The 12,247-nt window shown below is 48.1% G+C and carries 8 protein-coding genes and 2 rRNA genes; 8 read left to right on the top strand and 2 right to left on the bottom strand.

Annotation, left to right across the window (positions count from 1 at the left end; translation table 11 throughout):
- The first annotated feature begins 36 nt into the window (after positions 1-36).
- From sat to MKY23_RS24665, 3 genes are all read left to right on the top strand, one after another.
- Positions 37-1,206 carry a sulfate adenylyltransferase gene (gene sat / locus MKY23_RS24675; protein WP_339832888.1) on the top strand — a complete coding sequence of 390 codons (1,170 nt, stop codon included), beginning with the start codon at positions 37-39 and terminating at the stop codon, positions 1,204-1,206.
- Between the two features lie 68 nt (positions 1,207-1,274).
- Complete coding sequence (gene cwlD, locus MKY23_RS24670; RefSeq protein ID WP_090924658.1) at positions 1,275-2,030, top strand: N-acetylmuramoyl-L-alanine amidase CwlD; 756 nt, start codon at positions 1,275-1,277, stop codon at positions 2,028-2,030.
- Positions 2,031-2,108: 78 nt separating this feature from the next.
- The gene (locus MKY23_RS24665) at positions 2,109-3,212 is read left to right on the top strand and encodes an Mrp/NBP35 family ATP-binding protein (protein WP_154892111.1); all 1,104 of its coding nucleotides are present in this window, start codon (positions 2,109-2,111) and stop codon (positions 3,210-3,212) included.
- A gap of 143 nt (positions 3,213-3,355) precedes the next feature.
- On the opposite strand, the gene gerD is transcribed toward MKY23_RS24665, so the two are convergent.
- Positions 3,356-4,102, bottom strand: coding sequence for a spore germination lipoprotein GerD (gene gerD, locus MKY23_RS24660; protein WP_253491059.1), 747 nt, complete (start codon positions 4,100-4,102; stop codon positions 3,356-3,358).
- A 125-nt stretch (positions 4,103-4,227) separates the two neighbouring features.
- Here gerD and MKY23_RS24655 point away from each other — a divergent pair, with 125 nt between their 5' ends.
- Positions 4,228-4,842 carry a KinB-signaling pathway activation protein gene (locus MKY23_RS24655; RefSeq protein ID WP_090924655.1) on the top strand — a complete coding sequence of 205 codons (615 nt, stop codon included), beginning with the start codon at positions 4,228-4,230 and terminating at the stop codon, positions 4,840-4,842.
- A gap of 113 nt (positions 4,843-4,955) precedes the next feature.
- Here the strand turns inward: MKY23_RS24655 and pdaB are convergent, their stop codons facing one another.
- The gene (gene pdaB / locus MKY23_RS24650; RefSeq protein ID WP_090924654.1) at positions 4,956-5,732 is read right to left on the bottom strand and encodes a polysaccharide deacetylase family sporulation protein PdaB; all 777 of its coding nucleotides are present in this window, start codon (positions 5,730-5,732) and stop codon (positions 4,956-4,958) included.
- Between the two features lie 122 nt (positions 5,733-5,854).
- Between pdaB and MKY23_RS24645 the strand changes: the two genes are divergently transcribed.
- From MKY23_RS24645 to MKY23_RS24630, 4 genes are all read left to right on the top strand, one after another.
- On the top strand, positions 5,855-6,472 hold the full coding sequence (locus MKY23_RS24645; RefSeq protein ID WP_154892107.1) for a stage II sporulation protein M: 618 nt from the start codon (positions 5,855-5,857) through the stop codon (positions 6,470-6,472).
- Positions 6,473-6,643: 171 nt separating this feature from the next.
- Complete coding sequence (locus MKY23_RS24640) at positions 6,644-6,874, top strand: hypothetical protein (protein WP_090924652.1); 231 nt, start codon at positions 6,644-6,646, stop codon at positions 6,872-6,874.
- Between the two features lie 523 nt (positions 6,875-7,397).
- Positions 7,398-8,953 (top strand): 16S ribosomal RNA (locus MKY23_RS24635).
- Positions 8,954-9,287: 334 nt separating this feature from the next.
- Positions 9,288-12,213: ribosomal RNA gene (locus tag MKY23_RS24630) — 23S ribosomal RNA — on the top strand.
- Together the 16S and 23S rRNA genes form the textbook arrangement of a ribosomal RNA operon.
- The last annotated feature ends 34 nt before the right edge of the window (positions 12,214-12,247 follow it).

The raw sequence follows: 12,247 nt of genomic DNA, 5'->3' as shown, positions 1-12,247 counted from the left end.
TCAAAATATCGGATGTTTTAATAAGGAGCTGACAAGATGACTTCGATTCTGCCTCATGGAGGTACGCTGGTGCAGCGTATCGTACAAGGAGAAGAACGTGAGCAATTATTGCAGGAAAGCAAAAACCTGAACTCATTGCAGATTAACACCTGGACGATCTCAGATTTGGATTTGATTGGTGTAGGTGCGTTTTCACCGCTTCAAGGCTTTATGAATGAGGAAGATTATCTGTCTGTCGTATCCCGAATGCGTTTAGCGGATGGCACAGTATGGAGCATACCGATTACACTGGCTGTAAATGATCAACAGGCTGATTCACTTCGTAAAGGTGAAACTGTAGCTCTTGTTGGTGAAGCGGATGGAGTAACGTACGGTCTGCTCGAGGTTCAAAGCATCTATAAGGTGGATCAGGCAGAGGAAGCTCGTCGAGTTTTCAAAACCGATGATCCTGAGCACCCTGGTGTGAAAAAACTGCTGGAGCGTCCTGCAACATATGTAGGAGGTCCAATTCGAGTGTTGAACCGTCCGAAACCGGCCAAGTTTGAAGATTTCTATTATGACCCGGCTCAGACACGTAAGATTTTCCAGGATAAAGGATGGAGAACCGTTGTTGGTTTTCAGACACGTAATCCTGTCCACCGGGCACATGAGTATATCCAGAAAAGTGCAATGGAAATCGTTGATGCACTTTTCTTGAATCCACTTGTAGGTGAGACGAAGTCTGATGATGTTCCAGCGAATGTGCGCATGAAGAGTTATCTGGTACTGCTGGAGAACTATTATCCGACGGATCGTGCGTTTCTGGGTGTATTCCCGGCTGCAATGCGGTATGCGGGACCTCGTGAAGCTATTTTCCATGCCATGGTACGTAAAAATTATGGCTGCACCCATTTTATCGTAGGGCGTGATCATGCGGGTGTAGGTGATTATTACGGAACCTATGAAGCACAAGAGATCTTCTCTAATTTTACGGCTGAGGAATTGGGCATTACACCACTGTTCTTTGAGCACAGTTTCTTCTGTACCAAATGCGGAAATATGGCTTCCAGCAAAACCTGCCCTCATGACAAGGAACATCATATGACTTTGTCGGGAACCAAGGTACGTGGATTGTTGCGTAATGGTGAATGTCCACCGCCAGAATTTACACGTCCTGAAGTTGCTGAGGTGTTGATTGAGGGTATGGCTGAGCAAGTCCATTCCTAAGGGTATATTTGTCCATCTTGTCCCATATAGATGATTAGAGTCATTTATAGGGACGAGGTGGTTTTTTTATGCGCAAAAACATGGGGAAACATCTGGTAGTCTGGGTCCGGTTAAAAACAGTGAAGAGGGTTATGCTGAGCCTATGTTTGTTGGCTATGTTTGTAGCGGTTGTTTCGTATGAGATGCCCTCGGCCAAAACGTCAGGATATTGGAGTTTGCCTCTGGCTGGCAAGGTGATCGCTATTGATGCAGGTCATGGCGGACCAGATGGGGGAGCCGTGAGCAGGCAGGGAGTTATTGAGAAGGATATCAATCTGTCCATTGCGCTGTATGTTAGAGACTATCTGCAACAGGCAGGAGCTCTTGTTGTAATGACTCGTGAAATCGATAAGGATTTGGCCGATGAGGGAACGAGAGGGTACTCCAGACGTAAGACAGAGGATCTCAAACAGAGAGTAAGACAGATTGAAGATAAACAAGCGGATTTATTTATCAGCATTCACATGAACAGTGTGCCATCTAATCGGTGGAGCGGTGCACAAGTCTTTTACACGCCTAATCATCCTGATAACGAAGGTCTTGCAAATCTGCTACAAGCCGAAATGATTCGGAATCTGGAAAATACAGATCGTATAGCGAAAACGGTGAGTACCGTTTATCTGCTTCAGGCTCTGAAAATCCCGTCAGCACTTGTTGAGGTCGGCTTCTTGTCTCATCCGGAAGAGGCTCGTCTGCTCGCTGAAGAAACGTACCAACGCAAAGTAGCCGCATCTATTTATAACGGTATTCTCCGATATGCTTCAGGTGAACGTCCGAAAAGTTAGTCATAAGAAGAGAGGTAGTGCTATAATTGGAACAGCATACCTAACACATGCCAATAGATAAAACCGAGGTGCTGTCTGATGTTATCAAAAGAACAGATACTTGAACTTTTACAGCCATTACAGGAACCGCAGCTAGGACAAAGCTTAGTGGAACTGGGATGGATTCGTGACATTATGGTGAAAGAACACCATGTGGCCTTAAGCATGGTGACACTGGAGAATCGGCCAGAAGATGCAACCGCTTTAACGGATGCTGCACGTAACCTGCTTTCCCAGCATGGAGTGAAGGATGTGCATATCCGCACACGGGTAGCGTCAGAGCATGACCGTCAGAGCCTTAACCTGGGACAAGTGCAGCAAGAGCAAGATCAGGATGAAGTGCTTGTAAAAGGTCATGCGGCTGGTCTCGATGGACATGAGCTGTTAAGCCCTGAGTCGGGAGTTCGTTTTATTGCCATAGCTAGTGGTAAAGGCGGCGTGGGGAAATCAACGGTTACCGTTAACCTGGCTGTAGCCCTGGCTCGTCAAGGGAAGAAAGTCGGTCTCATTGATGCTGATATTTATGGTTTCAGTGTGCCGGATATGATGGGGATTGAGGAATACCCTGTCGTTGAGGACGGTGTGATTCAACCGGTCGAACGTTTTGGCGTCAAAGTGATGTCTATGGGTTTCTTCATTCGGGAAAATAACCCCGTGATCTGGCGTGGCCCAATGCTTGGCCGGATGCTACGTCAGTTCTTCACCGATGTTCAGTGGGGCGAACTGGATTACATGTTGCTGGATCTGCCACCGGGCACCGGAGATGTTGCGCTTGATGTGCATCAGATGTTGCCACAGAGCAAAGAGATCATTGTAACGACTCCACATGCCACTGCAGCCTTTGTAGCGGCGCGTGCCGGAGCGATGGCCATTCAAACGGAACATGAGCTGTTAGGTGTGGTTGAGAACATGGCGTACTACGAATGTGGTAAATGTGGGGAGAAAGAGTATGTCTTTGGTCGAGGAGGGGGCGGACGTCTTGCCGAAAGCTTGCACACGGTACTGCTTGCCCAGATTCCATTAGGTGCTCCAGATAACCATCCTTCTGAGCCGGATTTCTCACCGTCTGTGTACAAGGCAGAGACAACAATAGGAGCTATATATGACGAGGTTGCCAAGTCGATCGAGTCTAAGTTTGAATGAGTTTTTTATGTGATTAAAATTTAATGTGCTTATAAATAAAGCCTGCGTCCTTTGGATGCAGGCTTTTTCACATGATCTCTACTTAGGAAATTGAAGCTTATCAACGTTTCTCTTCTTGTAGAACCTGGATCATCGTTGCAGTTCTATGAACTTCCACCGCCACCACCGGAGTCTCCACCTCCAGAATCACCACTGCCACCATCTCCCTGACCACCGGATTCCTGCCCCTTTTGCCCGCCACCGCTTTCCGTTTTAGGCTGGAGTTCTTCTTGTACCACTTTTTTCAGCAAAGTAAGAACTTCCATACGAAACAAAGGATTTTGCATCACTTCCTGCATAACGGTCATCGTTTGTTTTCGGTATTCCGGGGTTTTGGTCATATCCATGAACATCTTGGATACTTCAGGAGATTTCATGATATCCCCAATCGACTTCTGATACGTCGGATCTTTGATCAGTTGCATATGCAGTTGTTTGCTTTGTCCGTTAATCGCTTTGGCGAATTCACCGGCAAATTGCGGATCGGTCATGATTTTCTCGAATTCCTTCTGGTATTCAGGAGCGGTTATGGTATCTTTTACGGCAATACGTATTTGTTCCGAAGATTGCATTGGCATTAACATTTTCATTCCTACCGTTCCCGATCCACCACCAGAGCTCCCGCCTTCTTCTGACCCACCGCCGCCACCGCCGCCAGAGGAGCTTTGACCCGTTAGAGCCTCTTCAACAGCCTTTTTGCCTTCATCACTTTTCAAAATATCTACGACCATCGTTTTCATCTCTTTATAACTGCCCTGAGGAGGCGAAGAACTCTGATCTGAACCGCAGCCGGCGAGCATGACGGATAGCCCCAATACAACGTAGCATAGCTGCCATATAGGCCGTTTCATGTGTACAATCCCTCCTTGATTAGATACTGGATGTAGTATGTGATGGGAAAGGGGGAAATATGTTGAGCAATGATGGTTTTTTGCTGTGAAGGTTGGTAAAATAAACACTCGGGGGTGGAAAACATTTGAATTTGCGTAGATGGTTTTTCCTATTTTGGACAGCCTTGCTTATTGGCGCCGCGGGAGCATTAGGTACAGGATTGATTATGATGTTGGTAAACGGAGAAAAAATGAATGGTATTGCTGATTTTATGCTGTATCTTCTGATTCTGTTTGGCTCCGGAGTGATGATTAGCGTATATTCACAAATGGGTTTCTTTGCATATCTCATCTTGAATTATATGGGCAAGGGTGTATTCCCAAGACGCGGATGGCAGATCGTGCAGGTTGTGCTGACTGTGCTAGCTTTGCTGGACATCATGTTCTTGCGTTTGTTTGTCGGAGGAGGACGAGAGCGTATCTCGGACATTGTGCTGGGACTGATCATTTTGGCGGCTGCAATTGTTACCGCTTACGTGAAAGTGAAACAGACACATATCTCTGCGCTAGTACCAACGCTCTTTTTCATGATCGCTGTGACTGCAGTGGAAACGATTGGTGTACTGCGTATTGACGTTAATGCAGCCACCATCTTTATTGTGATCCCTTTGCTGTTATGTAATGCATATCAGATGCTGATCCTGCACAAGCTGGTCGATAGCTCAAAAGAAGCCGCTGTGAATCCTGCTCCGAGTCGTTGAACGAATGTTGGGTATAAAGAGTTGAAGGGTCATACCACATGAATAAGGTTTTCATAACGATGAAAAATACAAAAAGAGCTAACTGTGTTAGCTCTTTTTCAACTGTTTGCGTATTATTGGCCGCTGGCTTGATCGCGTACTTCCTTACCCTCTACACTTGAATGGTTGAGGAGTTCAGATACGGTGACGAATTCATAGCCCTGATTTTTTAATTTATCGATGATGGCCGGAAGTGCTTCATGAGTTTGTTTCGATGAGTCGCTGGCATGCAACAGGACAATGTCACCGGGATGTGCTTTGCTGACGACACGATCAACGATTGTCTGTACTCCGGGGTTTTTCCAATCCAGAGAATCTGTATCCCATTGTACAACTTGATAGTTTAGACTATTCGCAACCTGAAGCACGCGTTTATCAAAATCTCCGTTAGGCAATCGTAGCAAATTGGGTTCTTTTCCCGTTAAATCGGTTAAAATGCTGTGAGCTGTCGAAATCTCCTTGCGGATCTGCTCTTCGGTCAGGCTAGTATAGTTCTCGTGCCGATGTCCATGACTACCGATCTCATAGCCTGCATCTTTGATGGCAGTCACAATCTCGGGATGGGTTTTGCTCCAGGGTGAAGAGAGAAAGAAGGTGGCCTTCTGCACTTTATTCTCCTGAAGAACTTTAAGAATCGGTTCAGTTCGTTTATCACCCCAGCTAATGTCAAAGGTAAGTGCAATGACCTTTTTGTCAGTCGGTACACTGTAGACGGCGGAAGGTGCTTCTTCCGAGAACACTGACACGTTGCCACTTTCCAAATAAATAATACCAATCGCAAAAATGGCAGCAACGAGCACAATCAGATTACGTTTGATCTTTTTGCCGCTGAATACATAGAACGAGTTCATTTCGCTAAGCGCCCCTCTCCCAATAAAGAAATGCTTGTTTACTTCTCAATGTATGCTCGTACCGTCCAGTTATTCGTTTTACATCTTTGTTTGTCCATCATTTAGGTTTACAGGAGGTTGTTATGTTAAAATTCAGTACATTTATAAGAGATATGGGTAAGATTAGAGGAGCTTTAATCTGGTCATTTTTGTTGTTCGCTGTGGGTATAGGGGCAGGGTGGGTGAGTACTGGCCCCTTAGAAGAGTTACTGTTAGGGCAGATTGAAGGGCTTCGCCAAATCAGTCAGCAGTTGGAGCAAGGAGGAAATGTGCAGTGGAATTTCTTCTTGCTTATCTTTTTCAATAATGCCATTAAAAGTGTATTGGTTATCTATGCAGGTATTTTCTTCGGAATCTTGCCAATTATCTTTCTGCTAATCAACGGGATGGTGCTTGGCTTTGTTGTTCACACCACGATGAATTATGGGGCAAGCTTTTTTGATATTGTCGTAAAAGGGCTTCTTCCACATGGCATTATCGAAATCCCGGTTATTATTATTGCCTGTGCGTTTGGATTGAGGTTCGGCGGTTTGGTTGTGCGGAGTCTGGCGCAAATGGGAGGCGACAAACGGGCAATGATCGGATCTCGGTGGAAAGAGTTTATGAATATGACGTTAACGGCAAGCTTTTGGGTAGTCATCTTGCTTCTCGTTGCAGCGGTTATTGAGAGCACGCTCACATATGCACTTGTGAGAGGTTAAAATTATTTGTGCAAATTTTGTGATACCCAGCATTCATAAATTCCCAGTAATTTGACCATAACAATAAAACGGGTTTCAGCAGTGCAGACAAAAAAGAGATATGTTCAACAAAAGAAGATGCTGAAAGACGAGTGTGACTATAGAGGCTATGCACAAAAAGGAGAACTCTTAATGCTGGGTATGCTATTTAACGAGAAAGAATGCAAGGAACTGGACTATGTATTACGCAAAGAGTTGGATGAAATGCTGTTCGATCTAAGTGACCATCGTCTTGACCAAGAGATTAAATATGCTATAGCGAGTCGGTATAAAACAGTATTCCGTATGTATGCAAGGTTCGCCCCGCCTAAAGAGTTATCCAAGTATGCAAGAGGCGGTAAGTTAAAAAACTCCAAGCTATAAAATAAAGCTGAACATATAATTTTTAAACGATATGATGAGAGGTGTAGCTCTCTAGATAGAGAATGCGCCTCTCATTATATTCGCCATTTGCTAAAGGGAATGATCAACTTATTTGTCGAAATAGGGTTGACCTTTTCGAAACTATATGGTAAATTAATTTTCGTTCCATTTTTAAGGAGCCGTTTGATTGGACAAGCATTTTTATAAGACAGTAACTAAAACGGTTGAAAAAAATGCTTGCAAAGAAAACGTGGATGTGTTACATTATAAAAGTCGCCGCTGAAACGACGACAATATGAAAAACAACGCATCAAATTATGTTTGATCTTTGAAAACTGAACAACGAGTGAGTAAACATTCTGCTTGCAGAATGACGTGAAGGTTTTTGGTACATGCCATCTGGCTGTATGAAAACTGGAACACAAATGAGATTTTCAATCTCGTCAGATTCAAAATGAGCTTATCGCTCTTTTCAATACCCCGATGAGTTATACCGCGTTTAACGACGCTGCGAAATTCATCTTTATTGGAGAGTTTGATCCTGGCTCAGGACGAACGCTGGCGGCATGCCTAATACATGCAAGTCGAGCGGACTTGAAGAGAAGCTTGCTTCTCTGATGGTTAGCGGCGGACGGGTGAGTAACACGTAGGCAACCTGCCCTCAAGCTTGGGACAACTACCGGAAACGGTAGCTAATACCGAATACTTGTTTTCTTCGCCTGAAGAGAACTGGAAAGACGGAGCAATCTGTCACTTGGGGATGGGCCTGCGGCGCATTAGCTAGTTGGTGAGGTAACGGCTCACCAAGGCGACGATGCGTAGCCGACCTGAGAGGGTGATCGGCCACACTGGGACTGAGACACGGCCCAGACTCCTACGGGAGGCAGCAGTAGGGAATCTTCCGCAATGGGCGAAAGCCTGACGGAGCAATGCCGCGTGAGTGATGAAGGTTTTCGGATCGTAAAGCTCTGTTGCCAGGGAAGAACGCTTGGGAGAGTAACTGCTCTCAAGGTGACGGTACCTGAGAAGAAAGCCCCGGCTAACTACGTGCCAGCAGCCGCGGTAATACGTAGGGGGCAAGCGTTGTCCGGAATTATTGGGCGTAAAGCGCGCGCAGGCGGTCATGTAAGTCTGGTGTTTAATCCCGGGGCTCAACCCCGGATCGCACTGGAAACTGCGTGACTTGAGTGCAGAAGAGGAGAGTGGAATTCCACGTGTAGCGGTGAAATGCGTAGAGATGTGGAGGAACACCAGTGGCGAAGGCGACTCTCTGGGCTGTAACTGACGCTGAGGCGCGAAAGCGTGGGGAGCAAACAGGATTAGATACCCTGGTAGTCCACGCCGTAAACGATGAGTGCTAGGTGTTAGGGGTTTCGATACCCTTGGTGCCGAAGTTAACACATTAAGCACTCCGCCTGGGGAGTACGGTCGCAAGACTGAAACTCAAAGGAATTGACGGGGACCCGCACAAGCAGTGGAGTATGTGGTTTAATTCGAAGCAACGCGAAGAACCTTACCAGGTCTTGACATCCAACTAACGAAGCAGAGATGCATCAGGTGCCCTTCGGGGAAAGTTGAGACAGGTGGTGCATGGTTGTCGTCAGCTCGTGTCGTGAGATGTTGGGTTAAGTCCCGCAACGAGCGCAACCCTTATATTTAGTTGCCAGCACTTCGGGTGGGCACTCTAGATAGACTGCCGGTGACAAACCGGAGGAAGGTGGGGATGACGTCAAATCATCATGCCCCTTATGACCTGGGCTACACACGTACTACAATGGCCGGTACAACGGGCTGCGAAATCGCGAGATGGAGCCAATCCCACCAAAGCCGGTCTCAGTTCGGATTGCAGGCTGCAACTCGCCTGCATGAAGTCGGAATTGCTAGTAATCGCGGATCAGCATGCCGCGGTGAATACGTTCCCGGGTCTTGTACACACCGCCCGTCACACCACGAGAGTTTATAACACCCGAAGTCGGTGGGGTAACCGCAAGGAGCCAGCCGCCGAAGGTGGGATAGATGATTGGGGTGAAGTCGTAACAAGGTAGCCGTATCGGAAGGTGCGGCTGGATCACCTCCTTTCTATGGAGAATCGTTTCCCGCGTGGAAACATTCAAATATGCAGCTCAGCTGCAAACCACTCACTCGTTGCTCAGTTTTGAGAGCTCAAACTCTCAAAACTTCTCGTTTGTTCGACCGACACATCCGTGAACGGCCCGAACGAAACGATTTGTTCTTTGAAAACTAGATATCGAAACGAAACAAACGCGAATTAGAACATTCCTTTAAGCTGATCTTGTGTAAACAAGTGAAGTGTTTTATAAGGTAGATTGCTGGAGCGAGTGATCGAAATGGAACGACTTTTGGCTTTGCGCAAGCAAACCAAGGGAAGTGACAGCTCGAACACGAGCGCAATGGTTAAGCTACTAAGAGCACACGGAGGATGCCTAGGCGCTAGGAGCCGATGAAGGACGTGGCGAACAACGAAACTGCCTCGGGGAGCTGTAAGCAAGCTTTGATCCGGGGATGTCCGAATGGGGAAACCCAGCTGGGGTAATATCCAGTTACTCTTGTCTGAATACATAGGGCAAGTAGAGGCATACCAGGGGAACTGAAACATCTAAGTACCCTGAGGAAGAGAAAACAATAGTGATTCCGTCAGTAGCGGCGAGCGAACGCGGAGAAGCCCAAACCAGAGAGCTTGCTCTTTGGGGTTGTGGGACGTCTCACATGGAGTTACAAAGGAACCGGTTAAGCGAAGAGGTCTGGAAAGGCCCGCCAAAGAAGGTAAAAGCCCTGTAATTGAAAGTCTGTTCCCTCCGAGACGGATCCCGAGTAGTGCGGGGCACGTGAAACCCCGTATGAATCCGGCAGGACCATCTGCCAAGGCTAAATACTTCCTAGCGACCGATAGTGAAGCAGTACCGTGAGGGAAAGGTGAAAAGCACCCCGGAAGGGGAGTGAAATAGAACCTGAAACCGTGTGCTTACAAAAAGTCAGAGCCCGTTTTAGGGGTGATGGCGTGCCTTTTGTAGAATGAACCGGCGAGTTACGTTCCCGTGCAAGGTTAAGGTGAAGAGCCGGAGCCGCAGCGAAAGCGAGTCTGAATAGGGCGCCATAGTACGTGGACGTAGACCCGAAACCGGGTGATCTACCCCTGTCCAGGGTGAAGGTGCGGTAACACGCACTGGAGGCCCGAACCCACGCATGTTGAAAAATGCGGGGATGAGGTGGGGGTAGCGGAGAAATTCCAATCGAACTCGGAGATAGCTGGTTCTCCCCGAAATAGCTTTAGGGCTAGCCTCGGAAAACAGAGTCGTGGAGGTAGAGCACTGATTGGGTGCGGGGCCCGCAAGGGTTACCAAGCTCAGTCAAACTCCGAATGCCATAGACTTACTTCCGGGAGTCAGACAGTGAGTGCTAAGATCCATTGTCAAAAGGGAAACAGCCCAGACCATCAGCTAAGGTCCCCAAGTGTGTGTTAAGTGGGAAAGGATGTGGAGTTGCACAGACAACCAGGATGTTGGCTTAGAAGCAGCCACCATTGAAAGAGTGCGTAATAGCTCACTGGTCGAGTGACTCTGCGCCGAAAATGTAACGGGGCTAAACACACCACCGAAGCTATGGCTTGATGCTTTGCATCAGGGGTAGGGGAGCGTTGTATAAGGGTTGAAGGTGTACCGTAAGGAGCGCTGGACATTATACAAGTGAGAATGCCGGTATGAGTAACGAAAAGATCAGTGAGAATCTGATCCGCCGAAAGCCTAAGGGTTCCTGAGGAAGGCTCGTCCGCTCAGGGTAAGTCGGGACCTAAGGCGAGGCCGAAAGGCGTAGTCGAAGGACAACAGGTCGAAATTCCTGTACCACCGTAAATCGTTACGAGCGATGGGGGGACGCAGTAGGGTAGTGACGCAGGCTGATGGATGCCTGTCCAAGCAGTAAGGCTGGTTAGTAGGCAAATCCGCTAACCGTAAGGCTGAGCTGTGATGGGGAGTGAAAATTACAGTAGCGAAGGTCATGATCTCACACTGCCAAGAAAAGCCTCTAGCCAGATGAAGGTGCCCGTACCGCAAACCGACACAGGTAGGCGAGAAGAGAATTCTAAGGCGCGCGGAAGAACTCTCGTTAAGGAACTCGGCAAAATGACCCCGTAACTTCGGGAGAAGGGGTGCCCCGGTAGTGTGAATAGCACGAGGGGGCCGCAGTGAAAAGGCCCAAGCGACTGTTTAGCAAAAACACAGGTCTGTGCGAAGCCGTAAGGCGAAGTATACGGGCTGACGCCTGCCCGGTGCTGGAAGGTTAAGGGGAGTGGTTAGGAGCAATCCGAAGCTGTGAACCGAAGCCCCAGTAAACGGCGGCCGTAACTATAACGGTCCTAAGGTAGCGAAATTCCTTGTCAGGTAAATTCTGACCCGCACGAATGGCGTAACGACTTGGGCGCTGTCTCAACGAGAGATCCGGTGAAATTTTAATACCTGTGAAGATGCAGGTTACCCGCGACAAGACGGAAAGACCCCATGGAGCTTTACTGCAGCTTGATATTGAATTTGGGTACGATCTGTACAGGATAGGTGGGAGCCTTTGAAGCGTGAGCGCCAGCTTGCGTGGAGGCACCGTTGGGATACCACCCTGATCGTATCTAGGTTCTAACCTGGTACCGTAAACCGGTGCGGGGACAGTGTCAGGTGGGCAGTTTGACTGGGGCGGTCGCCTCCTAAAGAGTAACGGAGGCGCCCAAAGGTTCCCTCAGAATGGTTGGAAATCATTCGAAGAGTGCAAAGGCATAAGGGAGCTTGACTGCGAGACCTACAAGTCGAGCAGGGACGAAAGTCGGGCTTAGTGATCCGGTGGTACCGCATGGAAGGGCCATCGCTCAACGGATAAAAGCTACCCTGGGGATAACAGGCTTATCTCCCCCAAGAGTCCACATCGACGGGGAGGTTTGGCACCTCGATGTCGGCTCATCGCATCCTGGGGCTGAAGTAGGTCCCAAGGGTTGGGCTGTTCGCCCATTAAAGCGGTACGCGAGCTGGGTTCAGAACGTCGTGAGACAGTTCGGTCCCTATCTGTCGTGGGCGTAGGAAATTTGAGAGGAGCTGTCCTTAGTACGAGAGGACCGGGATGGACGTACCGCTGGTGTACCAGTTGTTCCGCCAGGAGCACCGCTGGGTAGCTATGTACGGACGGGATAAGCGCTGAAAGCATCTAAGCGTGAAGCCCCCCTCAAGATGAGATTTCCCAGTATGTAAGACCCCTTGAAGACGACGAGGTAGATAGGCTGGGGGTGGAAGTGCAGCAATGCATGGAGCTGACCAGTACTAATCGGTCGAGGGCTTATCCAATATGCAAGTTTTAAATCGCGTGCGTTTCGTTTCG

The sequence above is a fragment of the Paenibacillus sp. FSL R7-0272 genome (assembly GCF_037969905.1).
Taxonomy (GTDB): domain Bacteria; phylum Bacillota; class Bacilli; order Paenibacillales; family Paenibacillaceae; genus Paenibacillus; species Paenibacillus polysaccharolyticus.
Note: the sequence above shows the minus strand (reverse complement) of the source record. Positions and strands in the feature narration are given on the sequence as shown.